Annotated in this window: 19 protein-coding genes (1 of these 19 running past the window's edge); 11 read left to right on the plus strand and 8 right to left on the minus strand. The window is 70.2% G+C overall.

Features of this window, described 5'->3' with window-relative positions:
- Positions 1 to 229: the 5' portion of an SCO4848 family membrane protein gene (locus ACN269_RS18780; RefSeq protein WP_421473654.1), read on the minus strand. 26 nt of this gene lie to the left of the window's left edge; 229 of the gene's 255 nt are visible here — the first part of the coding sequence; the start codon lies at positions 227 to 229; the stop codon falls past the left edge of the window.
- Positions 230 to 373: 144 nt separating this feature from the next.
- Here ACN269_RS18780 and ACN269_RS18785 point away from each other — a divergent pair, with 144 nt between their 5' ends.
- The 5 genes from ACN269_RS18785 to ACN269_RS18805 all read left to right on the plus strand — a co-directional run bounded on the left by ACN269_RS18785 (position 374) and on the right by ACN269_RS18805 (position 4,061).
- On the plus strand, positions 374 to 844 hold the full coding sequence (locus tag ACN269_RS18785; RefSeq protein WP_421473655.1) for a PRC-barrel domain-containing protein: 471 nt from the start codon (positions 374 to 376) through the stop codon (positions 842 to 844).
- A 4-nt stretch (positions 845 to 848) separates the two neighbouring features.
- Positions 849 to 1,025, plus strand: coding sequence for a hypothetical protein (locus tag ACN269_RS18790; protein ID WP_421473656.1), 177 nt, complete (start codon positions 849 to 851; stop codon positions 1,023 to 1,025).
- Positions 1,026 to 1,117: 92 nt separating this feature from the next.
- Positions 1,118 to 2,176, plus strand: coding sequence for a tryptophan--tRNA ligase (trpS, locus tag ACN269_RS18795; protein ID WP_421473657.1), 1,059 nt, complete (start codon positions 1,118 to 1,120; stop codon positions 2,174 to 2,176).
- Between the two features lie 72 nt (positions 2,177 to 2,248).
- The gene (locus tag ACN269_RS18800; protein WP_421473658.1) at positions 2,249 to 3,454 is read left to right on the plus strand and encodes a low temperature requirement protein A; all 1,206 of its coding nucleotides are present in this window, start codon (positions 2,249 to 2,251) and stop codon (positions 3,452 to 3,454) included.
- Between the two features lie 16 nt (positions 3,455 to 3,470).
- A complete protein-coding gene (locus tag ACN269_RS18805; RefSeq protein WP_421473659.1) occupies positions 3,471 to 4,061 on the plus strand; it encodes an HAD family hydrolase in 591 nt (196 codons plus the stop codon).
- 3 nt (positions 4,062 to 4,064) lie between these two features.
- On the opposite strand, the gene ACN269_RS18810 is transcribed toward ACN269_RS18805, so the two are convergent.
- Positions 4,065 to 5,036, minus strand: a complete 972-nt coding sequence (locus ACN269_RS18810; protein WP_421473660.1) for an NADP-dependent oxidoreductase — start codon at positions 5,034 to 5,036, stop codon at positions 4,065 to 4,067.
- Between the two features lie 238 nt (positions 5,037 to 5,274).
- On the opposite strand from ACN269_RS18810, the gene ACN269_RS18815 reads away from it, so the two are divergent.
- Positions 5,275 to 6,834, plus strand: coding sequence for an acetolactate synthase large subunit (locus tag ACN269_RS18815; RefSeq protein WP_421473661.1), 1,560 nt, complete (start codon positions 5,275 to 5,277; stop codon positions 6,832 to 6,834).
- 4 nt (positions 6,835 to 6,838) lie between these two features.
- On the opposite strand, the gene ACN269_RS18820 is transcribed toward ACN269_RS18815, so the two are convergent.
- From ACN269_RS18820 to ACN269_RS18830, 3 genes are all read right to left on the minus strand, one after another.
- Complete coding sequence (locus ACN269_RS18820) at positions 6,839 to 7,906, minus strand: WxL protein peptidoglycan domain-containing protein (RefSeq protein ID WP_421473662.1); 1,068 nt, start codon at positions 7,904 to 7,906, stop codon at positions 6,839 to 6,841.
- Between the two features lie 91 nt (positions 7,907 to 7,997).
- Positions 7,998 to 9,971, minus strand: coding sequence for a fibronectin type III domain-containing protein (locus ACN269_RS18825; RefSeq protein WP_421473663.1), 1,974 nt, complete (start codon positions 9,969 to 9,971; stop codon positions 7,998 to 8,000).
- Between the two features lie 142 nt (positions 9,972 to 10,113).
- Positions 10,114 to 11,331 (minus strand): HupE/UreJ family protein, encoded by a 1,218-nt coding sequence (locus ACN269_RS18830; RefSeq protein WP_421473664.1) that lies wholly within the window; start codon positions 11,329 to 11,331, stop codon positions 10,114 to 10,116.
- A gap of 182 nt (positions 11,332 to 11,513) precedes the next feature.
- Here ACN269_RS18830 and ACN269_RS18835 point away from each other — a divergent pair, with 182 nt between their 5' ends.
- From ACN269_RS18835 to ACN269_RS18845, 3 genes are all read left to right on the plus strand, one after another.
- Positions 11,514 to 12,176: a hypothetical protein gene (locus ACN269_RS18835; RefSeq protein ID WP_421473665.1), complete on the plus strand. Its 663-nt coding sequence runs from the start codon at positions 11,514 to 11,516 to the stop codon at positions 12,174 to 12,176.
- A gap of 341 nt (positions 12,177 to 12,517) precedes the next feature.
- A complete protein-coding gene (locus tag ACN269_RS18840; RefSeq protein WP_421473666.1) occupies positions 12,518 to 13,963 on the plus strand; it encodes a non-reducing end alpha-L-arabinofuranosidase family hydrolase in 1,446 nt (481 codons plus the stop codon).
- A 337-nt stretch (positions 13,964 to 14,300) separates the two neighbouring features.
- The gene (locus ACN269_RS18845; protein WP_421473667.1) at positions 14,301 to 15,530 is read left to right on the plus strand and encodes a GH25 family lysozyme; all 1,230 of its coding nucleotides are present in this window, start codon (positions 14,301 to 14,303) and stop codon (positions 15,528 to 15,530) included.
- 64 nt (positions 15,531 to 15,594) lie between these two features.
- Here the strand turns inward: ACN269_RS18845 and ACN269_RS18850 are convergent, their stop codons facing one another.
- A complete protein-coding gene (locus tag ACN269_RS18850; protein ID WP_421473668.1) occupies positions 15,595 to 16,251 on the minus strand; it encodes a response regulator in 657 nt (218 codons plus the stop codon).
- Positions 16,239 to 17,465 (minus strand): sensor histidine kinase, encoded by a 1,227-nt coding sequence (locus ACN269_RS18855; RefSeq protein ID WP_421473669.1) that lies wholly within the window; start codon positions 17,463 to 17,465, stop codon positions 16,239 to 16,241. The genes ACN269_RS18850 and ACN269_RS18855 overlap by 13 nt, the downstream gene beginning before the upstream one ends.
- 169 nt (positions 17,466 to 17,634) lie before the next feature.
- On the opposite strand from ACN269_RS18855, the gene ACN269_RS18860 reads away from it, so the two are divergent.
- Entirely contained in the window at positions 17,635 to 17,853 is a 219-nt protein-coding gene (locus tag ACN269_RS18860; protein ID WP_421473670.1) for a hypothetical protein, read from the plus strand.
- A 43-nt stretch (positions 17,854 to 17,896) separates the two neighbouring features.
- Here ACN269_RS18860 and ACN269_RS18865 read toward each other — a convergent pair whose 3' ends face one another.
- The gene (locus ACN269_RS18865; protein WP_421473671.1) at positions 17,897 to 18,730 is read right to left on the minus strand and encodes an ABC transporter ATP-binding protein; all 834 of its coding nucleotides are present in this window, start codon (positions 18,728 to 18,730) and stop codon (positions 17,897 to 17,899) included.
- 214 nt (positions 18,731 to 18,944) lie between these two features.
- On the opposite strand from ACN269_RS18865, the gene ACN269_RS18870 reads away from it, so the two are divergent.
- Positions 18,945 to 20,105: a low temperature requirement protein A gene (locus tag ACN269_RS18870; RefSeq protein ID WP_421473672.1), complete on the plus strand. Its 1,161-nt coding sequence runs from the start codon at positions 18,945 to 18,947 to the stop codon at positions 20,103 to 20,105.
- The last annotated feature ends 147 nt before the right edge of the window (positions 20,106 to 20,252 follow it).

A 20,252-nucleotide genomic window follows, 5' to 3' on the forward strand; every position in this document is an offset into this window, starting at 1 on the left:
CCAGCCACCCACGGATCCCGAGCACCCCGACCGTCGTGCCGATGGCCAGTGACGCGGCGATCAGGAGGGCGTGCACCCACAGAAAACTGGTCGGCGCACCGTCGCCCACCGTGGCGGACGTCCACGACCGTGGGTCCTGCCAGATCGCGACCGCGAATCTCGGCCAGATCACCCAGGTCCAGACTCCGACCCCGACCAGGAAGACGGACCACCCGCGCGACAGCACCATGACTGCCGAGTATGTCAGCGGACCCGCGCCCGCCGATGACGACACCGACCACCGTCCGGCAGGACGGCCGGCCCTCGTTTCCCGCACCTACGGGCTGGGCACTGAGTCAGGGGACAGGCGATGCCGTCCCCCGGAGGTGACCCCGTGCAACCCTCGATCTTCAACCCCTGGGCCTGGCGCGATCCGTCCGCGCTGGCCGGCGGATACACCCAGGCCACGCCCTCGACCGGACCGTCCGAGGACCCGGACGGCGGGCACGACGGTCCGGACGCACCCGGTCCGGGTACCCCGATCGACCTCATCGGCTACCACGTGCACGCCCGCGACGGCCGTATCGGCACCATCGACGAGGCGAGCGACGAGGCGGATGCCGGGCACCTGGTGGTGGACACCGGACCGTGGATCCTCGGCCAGAAGGTGCTGGTGCCGGCCGGCACGGTGGAGCGCGTCGACCACCAGGACCGGGTCGTGCACGTCGACCGGACCCGGCAGGAAATCAAGGGCGCGCCGCCGTTCGACCCAGGAGCGTTCGATCCGGAGTACCGGGACCGCGTCGGCAGGTACTACGCGGACCGTCAGGTGCCACCCCCGGGAGCGGCGCCGCGGGTAATCTGAGCGGATGGTCCGGACGGGCAGCTGCGTACCGGAGGCGGTCGACGTGGTCGACGGTCTCCCGCGCGGTGCCGTGCCCGCGTCCCTGACCAGCTCCGGTGACGGCCGCGAGCAACTTCTGGACCTGCTTCGTGCCGGTGGTCTGCGGTACCGCGCCGGCGCGCGATGGCGGACGGCTCGCTGAGCCCTGTTCTCCGCCGACCGAGAGGGCGAGTTCGCCCCGCTCGGCGCGCGCCCGACGCGTGACCCACCCACCCGCACGAAAGGCACATCATCATGTCCCTCGCACGCATGCTCACCGGCGACCGGCCCACCGGCCGCCTGCACCTTGGCCACTACGTCGGCAGCATCGCCAACCGGGTCCGGCTGCACCAGAGCTACGAGAGCTTCTTCATCATCGCGGACCTGCACATGCTCACCACCCGCAACCGGCGGGAGGACATCGACCAGGTCTCCGGCAACGCCCGCGAGATGGTGACCGACATTCTCGCTGCCGGCGTCGATCCGACGCGGGCCACGTTCTACCTCCAGTCGGCGATTCCCGAAGTCGGCGACCTGAACACCCTCCTGCAGAACCTGGTGACCGTGCCCCGCCTGGAACGGGTGCCGTCGCTCAAGGACATGGCCCGCGACGCCGGCAAGGAGGAGATGCCGTACGGGTTGCTGGGTTACCCGGTGCTCCAGGCCGCGGACATCCTCTGCGTCAAGGGCGAGGTGGTCCCGGTGGGCCGGGACAACGCCGCGCACGTCGAGGTGACCCGGGAGATCGCCCGCCGGTTCAACCACCTGTACGGGCCGGTCTTCCCGGTGCCCGAGCTGATCCCGGCCGACAACCCCAGCCTGGTGGGCACCGACGGCGTCGCCAAGATGAGCAAGAGCCGGGGTAACACCATCGCGCTGTCCGACGACACGGCCACCGTGCGCCGCAAGGTGCGCGGGATGTACACCGACCCGAACCGGGTACGGGCCGACGTGCCGGGGACGGTGGAGGGCAACCCGGTCTTCGCGTACCACGAGGTGTTCAACCCGGACCGGGCGGAGGTGGCCGACCTGGTCCGGCGTTACCGGACCGGGCAGGTCGGTGACGTGGAGGTCAAGGAGCGACTGGTCGAGGCGCTGGAGTCGTTCCTGACCCCGATCCGGGAGCGCCGGGCGGCGATCGAGGCCGACCGGGGGCTCGTCGACCGGCTGATCGTCGAGGGCACCGAGCGCACCCGGAAGGAGGTACGCCAGACCCTGACGGAGGTACGGCGGGCGATGGGGCTGACCGGGACGTACCAACAGGTGCGCCGGCGGGCCGAGCGGACCCGGCGCCGAACGGACGCGCCGGCCTGACGCGGGCGTCTCGGGTCTTCCCGTTGTCACGGGGAGACCCGAGACGGCCCGCCGAGGGCGCAGAATGCCAGGATGAGGGGAATTCGTCCGGTCGTGGCGGGCGCCACGCACCGGACGACGATGTTCGAGATCTTCTTCGACCTGGTCTTCGTCTTCGCGCTCACCCGGGTCATCGCGTTCATGGCGCAGCCGCCGACCGCGCTGCTCACCCTGGCCCAGGGACTGCTTCTGCTCCTACTGCTGCTCTACTCGTGGGGGCCGTACACCTGGGTGGGCAACCTCGTCCGCGCGGACCTCGGCCTGGTCCGCGGAGCGACCCTGGTGGCGATGGCGGCGATCTTCGTGGCCGCCCTGGTGTTGCCGGACGCGTGGCGGCAGGGCCCTGGGCTCCTCGACGCGCCGCTTACCCTCGCGCTCGCATACGTGGTCGTCCGGGCCGTGCAGCTCGTGATCCTCGCCTGGGTGAGCGTGACGATCCCGACGCTGCGCCCGACGCTGCGCTTCTTCACCGTGCCCGTGGTGCTGGCGTGGTTTCCACTGCTCGGCGGGGCGCTGCTCGGCGGAACCGCCCAGACGGCGCTCTGGACGGCCGCGCTGCTGGTGGACATCGGTGGCGCGCGGCTCGCGTCCGCCTTCCACCCCTGGCAACTGCGCAGCGTGGACCACTTCACCGAGCGGTACGGGTTGGTGCTCATCATCGCCCTCGGCGAGTCACTGATCTCCGCTGGCGCGGGGCCACGGACGATGGCGCCGGTCGGCGCGGCGGTGGCGGCCGCGCTGCTCGGCCTGGTCAGCACGGTCTGCCTGTGGTGGCTCTACTTCGATCGGCTGGCGCCCGCCGCGCGGGCGGCCATCAGCGACGTGCCGGACGATCGACGGGCCGATGTGGCCGGCGACGCGTACGGCATCGGGCACTCTCCGCTGATCGTCGGCGCCATCTACTTCGCGCTCGGTATCGAGGAGGTGATCGGTCGGCTCGCTGAGGAGCCCTCCGACACGGGCCAGTTGGGCTGGGAGGCCGCGGGTGCCCTCTACGGAGGTGTGACCGTCTACCTGCTCAGCAGGCTGGTGCTCCGCCGGTTGACCGTGCGCGTCGTGTATCCGGCGCAGATCATCGCGGCGCTGCTGCCGCTGGCGCTGCTGCCGGTCGGTCGGTCCCTACCGCCGTTGGCCGCGCTCGCCCTACTGACCGTCCTGCTGATCGTGGTGACCTGGAACGAGCGGCGGTTCGACCGGCGTGACGGACCGGTCGCCCCGACTCGGCCGATGCGGCCCTGACGGTTACCCTTCCCCGGTGACTCTGCCTCTGCCGCCCGGTGAGTTCGCCGCGTACCTGTTCGACTGCGACGGCACCATCGTCGACTCGATGCCGCTGCACTACGTGGCCTGGCAGCGGGCCCTCGACGAGTGGGGCTGTGAGTTCCCGGAGGACCTCTTCTACGCCTGGGGTGGCCGGCCGACCGCCGACATCATCGTGGCGTTGAACGAGCGCAATGGTCTGGCGATGCCGGTGGAGACCGTCGTGGAGAACCGCGAGCGCATCTTCCAGGAGTTGTTGCCGCAGGTCGCCGCCGTGCCCGAGGTGGTGGCGCACATCCACGAGGCGCATCGGCGGGTGCCGTTCGCCGTCGTCTCCGGCAGCACCCGGGCCGCGGTCACCGCCTCCCTGGCGGCGCTCGACCTGCTCGACCGGTTCGACGTGCTGGTGTGCGCCGAGGACTACACGCGGGCCAAGCCCGACCCGGAGGCGTTCCTGCTCGCGGCCCGGCAGCTCGGCGTACCCCCGGAGTCCTGCCTGGTCTTCGAGGACACCGACCTGGGCATCCAGGCCGCGACGGCGGCCGGCATGGCGTCGGTACGCGTGCCGCAGCAGCGCACCGCCTGACCCTCAGGCGATCGTCAGCAGGAGCTTGCCGGCGTAGGACGTCTCCAGGCGCTGGTGTGCCTGGCGCACCTTGCCCAGCGGGAACTTCTCCGCGACGTGCACCACGAACGGGCCCGCCTCGACGAGTTCGTTGAGACGCCGCAACTGTTCGGGGTTGGACACGCCGTCGTACGCGCGGACCGTCATCCCGGGGCGCTCGCTCGGCTCCGGCCGCACCCCGTGGGCGTACGCCACGACTCCGCCGTCGGACAGCGTCTCGGTCAGCCGGTCCAGCGTCTCGCCGCCGGCCATCGCCAGGATGCCGGCCACTCCCTGCGGGGCCGCGTCCCGGATCGTCGTGAGCACCTCGGCGAGATCGCCGTGGCCGTCCAGCGACACGTCGGCGCCGAGCCGGGTCACCAGTGCCACGCCGTCCGCGCCGGAGGCCACCGCGATCACGTTGAGGCCCTGCCGCTTGGCCAGCTGCACGGCCAGGTGTCCCTGACCGCCGCTCGCACCGAAGATCAGGAGCCAGGCGCCGGCCGGCAGGCTGAGGATGTCCAACCCGGCCAGCGCGGTCAGTGCGTCGGTGGACATGGCGCCGGCGTGCTCGGCGGGTACGCCGGCGGGCAGCTTCGCGGCGTACTCGGCCTTGACGGCCGCGTACTCGGCGTAGAAGCCGCCCTTGGGTCGGGTGGTGGCGGATACGTAGACCTGGTCGCCGACGGCGAGGCCGGTCACCTGGTCGCCGGCCGCGATGATGGTCCCCGCGCCGTCGGAGCCGGGGACGATCGGGAGGGTCGAGCCCTCCGACACGAACAGGCCCTGCCGTTCGTACGCGTCCCACACCCCGACGCCGGCACTCAGGACCCTGATCAGCACCTCGTCGGCGGCGACCTCGGGCACGGGGAGCTTGCGCAGGGTGATCACCTCCGGCCCGCCGAACTCGTCGAAGGCCGCGGCCTGCATCCGCTCTGGCACGTCCGCGTCAACCATGGGGGCTTCCTCTCCGGGCCGGCGTCACCGTCGCAGCATGCCGGCTCGCGGGCGGCTCCGACCGGGTGCCAGACGCCGTTCACCCACAAGGGCGACCGCACCGGCGGTGTGCCGCGACGCCGGTGCCGGCGGGTCGGCGTGATCGCGTGCCCAGGCCGTCGATCACTGAGCAATACGAGGCATTTGATGGCTTTTAACCCTCTACTCTGGCGCTAACGACCCATCGAGAGGCGGCCAGATGAACGGGGCGGAAGCACTCATGCGGACCCTGGCGGACGGCGGCGTCGAAGTCGTCTTCGCCAACGCGGGCACCACGGAGATGCACCTGGTCGGGGCTATGGACGAGGTACCGCGGCTGCGCGGGGTACTGACCCTCTTCGAAGGCGTCGCCACCGGCGCGGCCGACGGTTACGCCCGCATCGCCGGCAAGCCCGCCGCGACGATGCTGCACCTGGGACCGGGCTTCGCGTACGGGCTGACGAACCTGCACAACAGCCGCCGCGCCAACTCGCCGGTGGTCAGCATCGTCGGCGACCACCCGACCTACCACAACGTCTACGACTCACCCCTGACCTCGGACATCGCCGCACTCGGCGGCTGGCTGCGCGGCTCGGTCCGCCGTCCCGAGAACGCCGCGGGCACCGGCACCGACGCCGCTGCCACCCTGGCCGCGGCCGTGGAGCCACCGGGCCAGATCGCCACCGTGATCGTGCCGGCGGACGCCTCCTGGAACGACGGCGGAGTGGTCGGCACACCCGCCGCCCGCACGCCGCCGCAGCCCGTCACCCAGGAGGTGATCGCCCAGATCGCGGACGTGCTGCGCAGCGGTGAGCCGGCCGCCCTGATCCTCGGCGGGCCGGCGGTGCTCGAGGCGGGCCTCTGCGCGGCGAGCCGGATCGGCGCCGCCACCGGCGCGCGGGTCCTCCAGGAGATCTACTCCAACCGGCTCGAGCACGGGGCCGGTCTGCCCACCTTCCCGCGGCTGAGCTTCTTTCCTGATCAGACGGTCAAGCAGTTGGCCGGGGTGAAGCACGTCATCACCGCAGGCGCCAAGGCACCGGTCGCCTTCTTCGCCTACCCCGACCTCCCGAGCTGCCTGGTCCCGGCGGACGCGCAGTCACACGCGCTCGCCGACGCCGGTCAGGATGTCGTCGCCGCGCTCGTTCAACTCGCCGACCTGCTGGCCCCGGACACCGCGCCCGACGTCGCGAAGCCCCACCGTCCGGAGTTGCCGACCGGGCCGCTCACGCTGCAGAACTGGACCGAGGTGGTCGGCGCGCTCCTTCCCGAAGGGGCGATCGTGGTCGACGAGACGGTCAGCTCCGGCACGGCCCTGCCGGCGGCGACCGCCGGCGCTCCCCGGCACGACGTTCTCATGCAGTGCGGCGGCGCGATGGGCGACGGTCTGCCGCTGGCCGTCGGAGCCGCCGTCGCCGCGCCGGACCGACCGGTGGTGGCGCTGGTGTCCGACGGATGCGCCATGTACACCCTCACCGCGCTCTGGACCCAGGCCCGCGAGCGGCAAAACGTCACCAACGTGATCCTCAACAACCACGCGTACGCGATCCTGCGCGCGGAGTGGGGCTACTTCAGCCGTAGCCCCGGCCCCGGCGACCCGGATGCGAACCCGCTGTTCGACCTGGCTAACCCGGCGATCGACTACGTGAAGCTGGCGGAGGGGTTCGGGATGCCCGCCAGCCGTGCCACGACCGCCGAGGAGTTGGCCGAGCAGTTCTCCAGGGCCGTCGCCGAGCTGGGACCGCACCTCATCCAGGCGGTGATCCCGCCCGCTGGTTGAGTGCTCAGGACGTCCGTGGCTGCGGTCCACGGAGTGCCTGCTCGACGGCGTCGCGCACCCGGGCGTCCTCGCGCGCCTTGCGCACCGTCCGGGCCCGGCGGCGGTACAGGTACGCGCCGACGACGGCGGCGATCAGCACGACGAGCGCCAACACCAGCGTCCACGGCAGGGCCCAGCCGTGTGCCGTCGCCTCGACGGACCTGAGCGGTGTGGTGGAGCCCGACGCGTCGGTGAGCAGCGGGGTGACGGTGGCGGTCGCCGCGAGCCGGACGGCGGGCGCGACACCGTGCACCGGCACCGTCACGTCCCAGGTCTCGCCCGGAAGCAACTGCGGAGGCGCGGCGATGTCACCGGCCCGCGCGCGCAGGACGCCGAACGGGCCCGACACCGACACCGACTGCTTACCGGAGAGAGCGGCGTTACCGGTGTTGTGGATCGTGTAGGAGACGGTCGCGTCGCCCTTGCCGATCGGGTTGGTCGACCCGTCGTACCTGACGTGAAGGTCCTCGATCGCGAGGGCCGGCTTCAACTCGCCGCCCACCCGCAAGGTGATCCGGATGCCGAGGCGGCGGTCCACGTTGATGCCCTCGGCCTGGTCGGTCTGGGTGAGCGCGGTCAGGATGCCGCCGACGTGGTCGCCGGGCGTGGCGTTGGCCGGAACGGCGATCGTGAAGGGCACCTGTGCGGTCTTCCCAGGTTGGATCACGACGCTGCCGGCGTTCGGCTCGACCCAGGCGCCGATCGCTACGGACTTCTTGTCCTTGGTGAGCAGGTCGAGCTGCCCCGCGTCGGTGGTGAAGCCGTCGGCGGCGTACACGGCGAGGGTCAGGGGCGCCGGGCCGCGGTTGGCCACCACCATGGCGTCCTCGACGGTTCCGCCGGGATTGACGTTGTAGCTGTAGCTGGACCGGGCCTCGCCGTAGCTGTTGGACGCCGTCCGGACCGTCCAGGCGACGTTGCCGTCTGCCGCCAGGGCGGGCCCGCCGCCGACGCCGGCCGCCGCGACGGCGGCGAGCAGGGACAGCACGGTGGTACGAAGAAGTGTCTTCCAGCGCATTACGGACGGTCGCATCTCAGGTCCTCGAAGTGATCTTGGTGGTGGGTGAACCGGTGGCGGGGTAGGCCCCCGAAGGTGCCTACCCCGCCCGGTGGAACAGGCTCGATCAGCTGCTCAGGGCAGTGATCGTGAGGGTGGTGCGGTAGCTGCCCTTCGCGATGCTGTCCGGGATCTTCAGATCCAGGTCGGCACCGAGCTTGGCCCCGCCGCGCGGGTGACCCTGCACGGCCGCGCCCAGGCCGCTGGAGACCGAGAGGCCCTTGCCCTGGTCGTCGAGGGACGACAGGACCGGAGCGCCGGCCGCCGCGCCCGCGCCGGCATCGAGGACGTACGGGGTCCAACCCAGGTACGAGCCGGAGAACGTCTTGTCGGCGTCGGAGAAATCGCCGACGCTGGCCGAGATCGACCACGGGGCGAGCGAGCGACGGCTGTCCGACACGAGGATCGGGTTGATCTTGCCGGTCGCCTCGAAGTAGGTGCCGTTGCGCTCCTGCGCGGTGCCCAGGTCGACCAGGCCGTTGTAGCCGTCGATGGTCCAGCCGAACTCACCCGGCGCCGGGTTGGGCACGTTGACCTGGATGGCCTGGCCGTCACCGTGGTACGGGTGGATCGTGGTGCTGTCGACGATCGAGCCGACCGGCTGCCCCTCGGCGGTGTTGCTGCAGGACACACCCTTCTCGACGGCCGCGTTCGGGGCCGCGCAGGTGCCGCTGCGGATGTTCTGGAGCACCAGCTTGTCGGCCTTGACGCCGACCTTGACGTAGCTGCGGACGTGCTCCTGGTTCTCCACCGAGTTGAACCAGTAGTTGCTCGGGTTCAGCGGGTCCGGGCCGAGTCCGTCGACGCCGGTGCCGGAGCCGTCCGGCTTCTTGATGTCGTAGTACTTCGAGCCGGAGGCCGAGTTCGCCGTCACGTAGAGGACGCCGCCCGGGCCGGGGAAGACGTCAGCGGCACCCGGCTTCTCGGCCGGGTTCTCCTTCTGACCGTTCTTGATCGAGTAGCTGCGGGTGTACACGTGGTCGTGACCCTGCAGCACCATGTCGATGCCGAGGTCGGAGAACGCGGTCGTGAAGTCCTTGCGGCGGTTCTTGTTGTCCGCGTCGGTGGAGTGGCTCGCCGCCGAGTAGATCGAGTGGTGGTAGACCAGCACCTTCCACTTCGCCTCGGAGCCGTGCTTCTTCACGATGTCCGAGACGTACGCGACGTGCGCCGCGTCGCCGCCGAGCGAGCCGTCGGCCGGGTTGACGTAGCTGTTGCTGTTCAGGTCGATGAACAGCACGTCCTTGTAGATGTACCAGAAGTCACCGCCGGAGCGGGTCGACTGGTCCCCGTTGTAGTACTGGGCCGAGCGGTCCGTGTTCGGGGTGAAGTGGTGCTGCTCCCAGGACTTGCCGCCGACGTCGTGGTTACCGATGGTGGCGGCCGTCGGGTACTGCCGGAGCTGGTCCGGGGAGAGGTACGCGTCCCACTGAGCCTCGTTGTTGGCGGACTCGACGTGGTCACCGCCGGAGACCAGCAGCTCGGTGTTCGGGTTCGCCGCCGTGGCGACCTTCAGGGTCTCCGCCCAGCCGGCCTGGTCCCGCGCGACGTCGCCGGAGGCGCCGATCTGCGGGTCGCCGAAGAACAGGAAGTCGAAGTCGCCCTCGAAGTCCCGCGTCCGGAAGGCGTACGTGGGCGACCAGCTGCCCTCTGCGCCGACCCGGTACGAGTACGCCGTGTTCTCACGCAGGTTGCTGATCGTGGCGTGCCGGTTGTAACCGGTCGTCGAGGTGTTCGCTGCGCCGACCGCGTCGAAGCTGATCGCGCTGGCCGGGAACTCACCGTTGACGATCTCGGCGGTCGGGGCGAGCTGGATCTTCTGAGCGGTGTCGGCCGAGGAGTACCAGGACACGATGCGCTGGGTCTCGTTGGCGCCGACGCCGAGGACGATGCCGGACACCGTGGCGGGGTCGGCGGCGCTGGCGGCGGTCAGCACACCGCTGCCGACCGCCACGCCCACTCCCAGGAATCCGGCCACGACCCCGGCGACAACGCGCCGCCGCACGAGCCCGGCGGCCCGTGTCGAGGTGCTCAATGTCATCGACATTGTTCCCTTTTCGAATAGAGAAATGGATTGTTCTTCCCCGGGCACGGAGAAGCGAATCCAAACTTTCGTCGACCGGTGAACCGATCATTAACGTGATCTTGCGGGCGGCTGCACTTCACGAACTGGTTAGCCGTACTCAGGAACCGGTGACGCGCTGAACAAACCAGATCAGGCCCATGATGGACACCCCTGCGGAAACCGCACCGGTCGCCCACAGGCCCACTTTCGGCGCACGTCGGCGCAGCACGAACAACAGCGGGAAGACGGCGGCGATAATCGCCAACTGGACGACTTCGATACCCACGTTGAACACCAGTAGCGACCACAGCAGCGTCCAGGACCACGCCTCGTCGATGCCCAGCGCGCCCGCGAAGCCCAACCCGTGTACGAGGCCGAAGCAGAAGACGACACCGAGGCGGATCCACCCTCGGCGGTCCAGGCTGAGGTGACCGCGTCCGGAGGTCTCCAGGTCCGTCGCGTGGTCACCACGGCGCCAGATCCCCCACAGGTGCCAGGCGGCCACCACGGCGATCGACAGCGCGATGACCGGCTCCACGATCCTCGCCGGCACGTCGACCAGGCCGAGGGCGGCGAGCAGGAACGTCACCGAGTGCGCCAGGGTGAAGCTGGTGGCCGCGAGCACGATCTCCCGCAGCCGCCGCGACCCGGCGATCAGCGCCAGCAGGAACAGGATGTGATCGATTCCGGAGAGCAGGTGCTCGGCGCCCAGCAGGAAGAACTCGCTGAACCGCTGGTAGGCGGTCTGGGCCGTCGAGAAGGAGGGGTTGGCGGCGTCGAGCGCGGCACTGCCCGACCGGCCGTCGATCTGGTAGGTGACGATCGTCTTGGTGTCCTTGACGTACGCCTCGTCGTCCGGGAAGAGACCACTGCGCACCTCGTGCTCGGCGACCCGCTCGGGACAGGTCCAGTCGAGCAGCAGGTTCGCGTACGGCACACCGTCCCGGACGCTGACCGTGGCGTCGCCCACCTGGGTGGGCCGGCAGGCCGCGCCACGGGCGGTCACCGAGAGGCGGTCGTCGACGTAGCGCAGGACCGTCGGAGCGTGGGCCTTCAGTGCGACGGCCTGAGCGTTCGGGTCACCCGCCTCGAAGGCGGCGGTTCCAACCCGAAAGAGGGGATCATCGTGACCGGAGTCGGCGGCCGACACCACGAGGAGGTCGTATTCGAGGCCCAATTCGGCGCGGATGTGACCCTCGTCTCCGGCGAAGATCTTCGCGTACACGGTCGACGAAAAGCCGTGCGCGAACGCCGCTCCACCGCTGAAAAACGGAAGCACCGTCGCCGCGAATGCGACAACGGCGACGACAACGGTACGACGGATGTGTCCCAGCATGCGGTTCCCCTCGGTTGGCCAGTGCACGCTGCACGTCGCGGGTGAACAAGAACCCGCCCGCCGACGAACCGATGGCGAACAAATATCCGCATCGGCCGCCCACGGATCGCGGGCCGCCGGATCTGGGATAGGAATACGAGTCGTACCGCCCCTGCCTCAGTCATCGGAGAAGGACGATCACCTTGCGCCCCCCGCTTCGGGCCGTCGCCCTGCTGGCCACGACCGCCGTACTCATCGCCGGCTGCGGCTCCGGCGACGACTGGTCCCACCCCCACCCCACGCCGAGCGCGGTCGGCACGCTCGGACCGGGATTCGTCGACACCGCCGCGACGCCCGCGCCGGAGGCGACCATCACGCCGAAGCCCGGATCGTGGGCCGACGTGCACCCGTCGAAGGACTACCGGGTGGTGCTGCTGACCGCCGGTACGGACGCGCCCACCAAGGCCCTGGCGGCGGCGGTACGGAGTTGGGCCGACGACGAGCACGTGGACCTGCGCACGGTCGTCGTCGGCGAGCCGCACGAGGCCGTCGCGGGCATCAGCAAGGCGATCGGGATGAACGCGGACCTCATCGTCAGCGCGGGCAACGACCTGATCGATCCGCTGGCGTTGGTCTCACCGAACCACCTGGACGAGAAGTTCCTGGTCGTGGGCGCCGAGTTGGCCGAGCCCACCCACAACGTCACCGCCGTCGACTGGGCGGGCGCGTCGTTCCGCGGCGAAGGGCTCGGCATGTCGTCGACGTACGACGCGGGCTCGTTCACGGCCGAACGCTGCGCCGCCGCCATCCGGGCCGGCGTGGCCGCCGTGCTCAACGGTCTGACCGGCATCGTCGTCTGGCTCTGACCTCCCCGCCGGCTGAACGCCGGTCAGCACCGCCCTCCGCGTGCTGGAGTACGACGTGGCGTGCCGCGCGGATGTTATCGATAACAGCGCCGGCACGCCGCCATGCGCTTTGTCGACCACCTGGTCCACGGGGGCCGGCGCCTGCACCCGGCTCGGTGGGCAACCAAGATCGGCTGCAAAAGCCCTGGTCAACGGCGTGATGAGTCCGTCCACCGGACGGCAAGACATCGAGGTTGATGGTTTGGGAGCGCTCCCGTAACATACTCGAAGCGGCTGTTAACGCTCACCTAACAATGACTCCCACGAATGTGGAGGCCGCCATCCCGTCAGGAGGGTGCTCGATGACCATATTCAGACCGACCAATATCGGGGTCGTCTCGGCCGGTGTCGCGTTACTGGCGTCAGCGACGGTTGCCGTGGCGCTGCCAGCCGGTGCGGCCGCGGCGGGCTGCTCGGTGAACTACGCCGTGTCGTCCGACTGGCCGGGTGGCTTCGGCGCCAACGTCACGATCACGAACCTCGGCGATCCCGTGACCAGTTGGACGTTGACGTGGTCCTACAGCGCCGGGCAGACGATCACGCAGTCGTGGAACACCACCCTGACGCAGAGCGGGGCGGCGGTGACCGCGCGGAACGTGAGCTACAACGGTTCGATCGCGACCAACGGCACGGCGTCATTCGGGTTCAACGGTTCCTGGACGGGCAGCAACCCGGCACCGACGAGCTTCGCCCTCAACGGGGTGACCTGCAACGGCGGCACCACACCCACCACTCCGCCGCCCACCACGCCACCGCCGACCACGCCGCCACCGACGACGCCGCCGCCCACCACACCGCCGCCCACCACACCGCCTCCGACGACCCCGCCGCCGAACACGTGCAACCTGCCGTCTTCGTACCGCTGGTCGTCGACCGGGGCGTTGGCGCAGCCGAAGTCGGGCTGGGTCTCCCTCAAGGACTTCACCGTGGCGCCCTACAACGGCCGCCAGCTCGTCTACGCCACCACCCATGACTTCGGCACCCGGTGGGGCTCGATGAACTTCGGTCTGTTCACCAACTGGTCGGAGATGGGATCGGCCAGCCAGAACACCATGAACAGTGGCACCGTCGCACCGACACTGTTCTACTTCGCACCCAAGAACATCTGGGTCCTGGCGTACCAGTGGGGCGGTACCGCGTTCTCCTACCGCACCTCCACCGACCCCACCAACGCCAACGGCTGGTCCGCCGCCCAGACCCTGTTCACCGGCAGCATCACCGGCTCCGGCACCGGCCCCATCGACCAGACCCTCATCGCCGACGACCAGAACATGTACCTCTTCTTCGCCGGCGACAACGGCAAGATCTACCGCGCCAGCATGCCCATCGGGAACTTCCCCAGCAGCTTCGGCTCCAACTACACCACCATCATGAGCGACACCACCAACAACCTCTTCGAAGCACCCCAGGTCTACAAACTCCGCGGCCAGAACCGCTACCTCATGATCGTCGAAGCCATCGGCAGCCAGGGCCGCTACTTCCGCTCCTTCACCGCCACCAGCCTCAACGGCTCCTGGACCCCCCAGGCCGCCACCGAGAGCAACCCCTTCGCCGGCAAGGCCAACAGCGGCGCCACCTGGACCAACGACATCAGCCACGGCGAACTGATCCGCACCAGCGCCGACCAGACCTTCACCGTCGACCCCTGCAACCTCCAACTGCTCTACCAAGGCCGATCGCCCTCCTCCAACGGCGTCGACTACGGCCTCCTGCCCTACCGCCCCGGCCTGCTCACCCTGCAACGCTGACCTGACCCACGAATACGGACGGGCCCGGCACCAGCCGGGCCCGTCCCTCGTGGCGGCACAGCTCATGGCGCCTCCGCCAAGCGGGATCCCCCTGGTTTGCTTTCGCGGTAATGACGAGCATGCCCTTGTCCTGTCGCACCCGTGCCGCTAACCGGGTGATCAGCTGCGGATCGAATGGGGAAAGGCGAAGCCGAATGTCCACCGTACGGCTCGACGCACCTGCCGATGATCTGAATTCGGTACGCCGGACAGCGTGATCCATCGTCGACAAGGGATACTCTGCGGGCCCATGCGGATGGTCAGTCGACCTCGCGAGCAAGGAGAACCCCACCTCACCATGCCCAGAAAACTGCTCTGCGTGCTGATGTCCGCCGGTCTCGCCGTCGGTACGGCGCTCGGCGTGACGCAGCCGGCGCAGGCCGCCGACCCCTCCGACGACGGTGGTGGCCGGGCGAACGCCGGCATCGCCCCGGGCTCGCGCAGCGCCGCGATGGCCAAGAGCGCCGCCATCCCGGCGGGTTACACGGTCCGGGGAATCGACGTCTCCAGCCACGACCACAACCTCGGCCCGATCAACTGGCCGGCCGTCGCGGCCAGCGGCGTCAAGTTCGCCTACGTCAAGGCGACGGAAGGTAGGACGTACCTCAATCCGTATTTCGCCGAGGACTACGCGGCGGCCAAGGACGCCGGACTTCTCGTCGGCGCTTACCATTTCGCCCGTCCGGACAAGCGCGACCCGATCAACGAGGCCAATTTCTTCGTCGACAGCGCAAAGTTCACCAAGGACGGCCAGACACTGGTACCCATGGTCGACATCGAATGGCCGTACTGGACCGGTGCGCCCACCTGTTACGGGCTGAACCCGACCGAGATGTCGAACTGGATCAAATCCTTCACCGACCAGGTCAAGGCACGTATCGGCCGGCCCGTGATGATCTACACGAACACCAACTACTGGAACCCCTGCACCGGCAAGAACGCGTCGTTCGGCGCGAACCCGTTGGACATCGCCGGCTACACGGCGACTCGTCCGCCGCTGCCGGCGGGTTGGACCACCGAGACCATCTGGCAGTACGCCGCCGGCAACCCGAGCCAGCCCGGCAACTACAGCCAGAACGTCTTCAATGGCACGTACGCGGCTCTCACCAAGCTCACCAGCACGCCGGTGGCCACGCCGCCCGTCGCCCTCCGCGCGCGGGCGAACAAGCGCTACGTGGTGGCCGAGAGCGCCGGCGCCAAGCCGCTGATCGCCAACCGCACCACCGTTGCCCGGTGGGAGCAGTTCGACGTGGTCAACGCCGGCGGTGGTTACGTCGCGCTCCGCTCCCGTTCGAACGGTCGGTACGTGAGCGCGGAGAGCAAGGGGACCAAGCCGCTGATCGCCAACCGGACCAAGGTCAGCACGTGGGAGAAGTTCACCATCGTCAACAACTCGGACGGCACGATCAGCCTGCGCGCCGCGGCCAACGGCAGATACGTGGTGGCCGAGAGCAAGGGCATCAAGCCGCTGATCGCCAACCGGACGTCGATCAGCACCTGGGAGAAGTTCGACCGGATCTCCCTGTGAGCGCCGCCGCCTGCCCGGTGCCCCCTCGCGGGAGCGCCGGGCGGGCGGCACCGGGTGGCCGGAGCTACCGCTGCCCGCCGTCCAGGTAGCGCAGCACCGCGGTGACCCGACGGTCGGCGCGGTCGTCCGGCGGTAGCTGGAGTTTGGCGAAGATGCTGCGGATGTGCTTGTGCACCGCCCCGTCGGTGACGAACATCCGCTCGGCGATCGCCGTGTTGCCGAGACCTTCGGCCATCAGCCCCAGCACCTCGCGCTCGCGGGGCGACAGTTCGTCCAGCGCCGTGTCCGTGTGGCGGTTGCGGGCGAGTAGTTGGGCCACCACCTCTGGGTCGATCACGCTGCCCCCGTCGGCGACCCGGCGCAGCGCGGTGAGGAACTCCTCGACCCGGCCCACCCGTTCCTTCAGCAGGTAGCCGAGCCCGGCGGCGCCCACCGAGAACAGCTCGGAGGCGAACGCCTGCTCGACGTACGCCGACAGGACCAGTACCGCGAGGCCCGGACGACGTCGCCGAGCCTCCACCGCGGCCACGATGCCCTCGTCGGTGTGGGTTGGCGGCATCCGTACGTCCACGATCGCCACGTCCGGGGCGTGCTCGTCGACGGCGACCAGGAACTCGCCCGGAGTGCCCGCCGTGGCCACCACGTCCAACTCCTCCGCCCGCAGCAGCAGCGCCAATCCCTCGCGCAGCAGCGGGTCGTCCTCCGCGATCACGATCCGCACGGCAGCTCCACATGCATCCTCGTCGGTCCTCCCGGTGGGCTGGTCAGTGTCATCCGCCCGTCGTACGCCTCGACCCGCCGGCGGATGCCGGTGAGCCCGGAGCCGTGGGCCTCGGCAGCGCCGCCGCGCCCGTCGTCCTCAACGGTCACCAGGAGCAGACCCTGCGCACGACGTACGGCGACGTCCACCTCGTTCGCGCCGCTGTGCCGGACGACGTTGGTCAGCGCCTCGGCCACCACGAAGTACGCGGTCGCCTCGACCGATGCCGCGCAGCGGACGGCCACGTCGACCGTGAGCCGGCAGGGCACCGCGCAACTGCCGGCCAGGCCCGCCAGCGCACCGGCAAGACCCCGATCGTCCAGCACGGGCGGCAGGATGCCCCGCACCACCGTACGGAGTTCGCCGAGCGCCTGTTCCGCGGCGTCCTGAGCCTGCCCGAGGATCTCGTCGGCCCGGTCGGGGTCGCGCCGCACGGCCCGCCGCGCCGCCCCCAGCAGCACGTTGACCGCGACCAGCCGGTTCTGCGTGCCGTCGTGCAGCGACCGTTCGATGCGGCGCAGCTCGAGCGCGTGGGCGTCCAGCGCGGCCGCCCGGGTGGCGGTCAGCGCGGCCACCCGCAGCGACAGGTCGATCCCCGGTGGTGGAGGCAGCAGCAACCGACCCGGCCAGGCCTGGACCCGGGCCAGCGCCGGACCGAACCCGATCGCGGCGACCAGCGAGGCCACCCCGAGCAGGCCCACCAAGAGCGCCTCGGCCAACCCGTCGATACGCCACCAGACGAACCCCGGAGCGCCGTCCTCGGGTGCGACCAGCCGGTACCACAGCGGAAAGGTCATTTCCTGGAGAGCGTTGAGCGGCAGGGCGAGGCCGACCAGCCCCGCCAGCAGTCCGATGGCCGCGTGCAGCGTGACCCAGCCGACTTCCCGCCGGACGAACGGATCTCGCGCCGCCTCCCGCAGCCCCTCCTGCACGGGTCCCGGCGGGGGGATCGGCGTGCCCCAGCGGGACAGCCGCGCCCGCTCCCGATCGGCCACCGAGCGCAGCATCCGCAGGACGCCCGGCACCAACCGCCGCCCCAGCCCGGTCAGGCAGATCAGGGCCACGACCACCGCCCAGAGCAACGCGCCCAACGCGAGCAGCGCGGTGCCGAGCCCACCGACGAGGTGTTCGAGGGCGTCGACCGAGGCGCGGAACCGGGCCCGCAGGTATGCCATCGCCACCCACCTCCCGCGCCAACATAGGTCACGCTCGGCGCGCGCGGCAGCGTCCGCGGCGGAAAGTACAGCCTGCTGTACCCGTGGTTGTCGAGCTGGGGGGATCGTCGCCGACGGGCCGCCGACCTAGCGTCGATGGTGTCGCCGAACATCGTCGAAGGAGAGCGCCATGACCAACCCGTACCCCCGCACCGAGGTTTCTGACCGCGCGCCGGAAGGACCCGGCGGGCTGCTCCGTCCGCTGCTGTGGCTGGTGCTGCTGCTCAGCGCGGCGACCAACGCCGCGCTGACGACGGTCGTCGGCAACCCGTGGATCGGCTCGGCGTTCGGCGTGGTGGCGGTGCTCTGCGCCGGAGCGCTGATCGCCCACCACCGCCGCCACCGATGAGTCTGACCGACCGTTCACCCCGCAGGCGTACCCGAATCGGGGTTCAGCCGACCGCCACCCGGCGGACGGACGCGGCGCGGGCCGCCCAGCGCCCGTCCTCGTGGCGTACCTCGATGGGGTGCGCGAAGGCCGCCGAGACCTGCGCGGTGGTGACCGTCTCGTCGGCCGGGCCGGCGGCGACCACGCTGCCGCCGCTGATCAGCATCGCGTGGGTGGTCGTCGCCGGGAGTTCCTCGAGGTGGTGGGTGACCATGATCGAGGCGAGGCTGGGGTGGGTCTCGCGGAGCAGGTCGATGGTCTCGAGCAACTGTTCGCGGGCGGCGACGTCGAGACCGGTCGAGGGCTCGTCCAGCAGCAGCAGTCGCGGCTGACTGATGAGCGCCCGGACGATCAGGGCACGACCCCGCTCGCCCTGGGAGAGGGTCGGCCAGCGCTCGTCGGCCCTGTCGACCAGCCCGAACACGCCCAGGAGGGAATCCGCCCGGTGACGGTCGTCCCGGGTCGGCTGCCAGCGTGGCGGCAGGTCGATCGACCCGACGATCCCGGTCAGGACGACCTCCCGGATCGTCAGGGGTGATCGCAGCGGATGGCGGGGGTTCACGTGACCGATCGTCCTGCGGAGCTGCTGCAGGTCGACGCGGCCGAGTTGTTGACCGAGGATATGTACGGTTCCGGAGGTCGGGTGGGTCAGCGCACCGCAGAAGCCCAACAGCGTGCTCTTGCCGGCCCCGTTCGGGCCGAGCAGCGCCCAGTGCTCACCTCCGCCCACGGTGAGGTCGATGCCGTGCAGGATCTGCTTGCCGTTCCGCCGGAAGGTCACGTCGCACAGTTCGACGACGGGAGGCGGCGGGTGGGGCTCGGCGGTCCTGGGGAGCATGGGCCCTCTATCGGTACGGCGACGGTCGCCCTGCACGGTGCCACAGACCGGCGTGCAGGTCAGTGACCAGGGCCACCGCCGTCGTACGCACGCCATCGCGGTATCCCTCGGCGGGCTCGCTCGTTGGTAGCCGTGTGCCGCCGCGCGCCTCCGGGTCCGGCTGTCAGGCGTCGCGGCAGCTTGGGCGGACGACGGCAGCGGGAGCGGCGAACCCATGACGAGGGCGGACCCGACCGGGCCACGACGCAAGCCCGACTCGTCGGCTCGGGCCACCCTCCTGGAGTTGTTCTTCGACGTCTTCTACGTGGCCGTGTTCGCGCAACTGTCGATGCAGTTGGCCGATGATCCGACCTGGGCCGGGCTCGGGCAGCGACTCGTCCTGCTGCTGGCCGCCTGGTGGACCTGGTCGGTGACGGTGAACACCACCGAGTTCTACGATCCGCAGCTCCGGGCGGTCCAGGGTGTGGTCGTCGGCACGGTGGTCGGGGTGGCCCTGATCGCGGTCGCGATACCGGGCGCCTACGACGGGCGAGGTCTCCTCTTCGCCGTCGCGTACGTCGGCCTGCACCTGGCCCGGGGAATCATGCTGATCGTGGCGCTTCGTCCACGCCGGGCGCACGCGCGGGAGGAACGCTTCCTCTTCTGGTTCGTCGTGTCCGGAGTCCTGTGGGTCGCTGGCGGGATCGCCTCGCCGGGCTGGCGTACCGGCCTCTGGGTCGGGGCGCTCGCGATCGACTACCTGGCGGCGGCGCTGCGCTACCCGACGCCGCTGCGCGGGCGGATACCGCTGGAGCAGTACAGCCAGTTGAGCGTCCACTTCGGTGAGCGCTATCAGCAGATCGCGATCCTGGCGCTCGGCGAGCTGACCCTGATGACCACGCTGACGTTCGGCAGCACCTCGTACACCCCGGCCCGAGCTGTCGCGTTCGCCGCCGCGATCCTCACGGCGCTGCTGTTCTGGCAGATCTACGTGTTGCAGAGCAACAAGCTCGTCGACCGCTCGGCGCACTGGCGCCCACGCCACTCGGTCTACCTGGCACCGTACGTCTACGCCCAGGTGGTGACCGGGGTGATCGCCACGTCAGCGGGGGTGGACCTCGTCCTGCACGAGCCCCTGCGAAGCACCCCGGCGAGCTGGGTGCTCCTCATCGCCGGTGGACCGGTCCTCTTCGTGATCGGACGGATGAACTCCGAGTACGTACTCCTGGGCCAGCTACCGAAGTCGCGCCTGGCCTGGCTGGCGCTGCTGGTGGGCGCGATGCCCGCGTTGCTACTGCTCGACCCGGTCCTGGTCACGGTCGTCGCGACGGGCGTCCTGGTCGGTATCACGCTCAGCGACACCTGGCGGCTCCGGGCCCGCGCCCTGGCGAGCTAGGGCGCGGGCGCCGTCGAGGTAGACCAGATCGGGCCAATGAATCTACACTCGTCTGTGTTAGCGCTCACACTCGTCCCAGTGCTGAGGCAGAACGCCGTGCCGATCCGACGATCGGCGCGAGCCGGGCGACGCCCGGCAGCCGGCGGC

Source organism: Micromonospora sp. WMMD736 (assembly GCF_049179015.1).
GTDB lineage: Bacteria > Actinomycetota > Actinomycetes > Mycobacteriales > Micromonosporaceae > Micromonospora.

What these genes read in the sequence shown, in the direction of transcription:
- ACN269_RS18790 (WP_421473656.1), top strand. Translation starts at nt 849, where the DNA reads ATGGTCCGGACGGGCAGCTGCGTACCGGAGGCGGTCGACGTGGTCGAC.
- trpS (WP_421473657.1), top strand. Translation starts at nt 1,118, where the DNA reads ATGTCCCTCGCACGCATGCTCACCGGCGACCGGCCCACCGGCCGCCTG.
- ACN269_RS18800 (WP_421473658.1), top strand. Translation starts at nt 2,249, where the DNA reads ATGAGGGGAATTCGTCCGGTCGTGGCGGGCGCCACGCACCGGACGACG.
- ACN269_RS18810 (WP_421473660.1), bottom strand. Translation starts at nt 5,036, where the DNA reads ATGGTTGACGCGGACGTGCCAGAGCGGATGCAGGCCGCGGCCTTCGAC.
- ACN269_RS18815 (WP_421473661.1), top strand. Translation starts at nt 5,275, where the DNA reads ATGAACGGGGCGGAAGCACTCATGCGGACCCTGGCGGACGGCGGCGTC.
- ACN269_RS18820 (WP_421473662.1), bottom strand. Translation starts at nt 7,906, where the DNA reads ATGCGACCGTCCGTAATGCGCTGGAAGACACTTCTTCGTACCACCGTG.
- ACN269_RS18825 (WP_421473663.1), bottom strand. Translation starts at nt 9,971, where the DNA reads ATGACATTGAGCACCTCGACACGGGCCGCCGGGCTCGTGCGGCGGCGC.
- ACN269_RS18830 (WP_421473664.1), bottom strand. Translation starts at nt 11,331, where the DNA reads ATGCTGGGACACATCCGTCGTACCGTTGTCGTCGCCGTTGTCGCATTC.
- ACN269_RS18840 (WP_421473666.1), top strand. Translation starts at nt 12,518, where the DNA reads ATGACCATATTCAGACCGACCAATATCGGGGTCGTCTCGGCCGGTGTC.
- ACN269_RS18845 (WP_421473667.1), top strand. Translation starts at nt 14,301, where the DNA reads ATGCCCAGAAAACTGCTCTGCGTGCTGATGTCCGCCGGTCTCGCCGTC.
- ACN269_RS18855 (WP_421473669.1), bottom strand. Translation starts at nt 17,465, where the DNA reads ATGGCATACCTGCGGGCCCGGTTCCGCGCCTCGGTCGACGCCCTCGAA.
- ACN269_RS18860 (WP_421473670.1), top strand. Translation starts at nt 17,635, where the DNA reads ATGACCAACCCGTACCCCCGCACCGAGGTTTCTGACCGCGCGCCGGAA.
- ACN269_RS18865 (WP_421473671.1), bottom strand. Translation starts at nt 18,730, where the DNA reads ATGCTCCCCAGGACCGCCGAGCCCCACCCGCCGCCTCCCGTCGTCGAA.
- ACN269_RS18870 (WP_421473672.1), top strand. Translation starts at nt 18,945, where the DNA reads ATGACGAGGGCGGACCCGACCGGGCCACGACGCAAGCCCGACTCGTCG.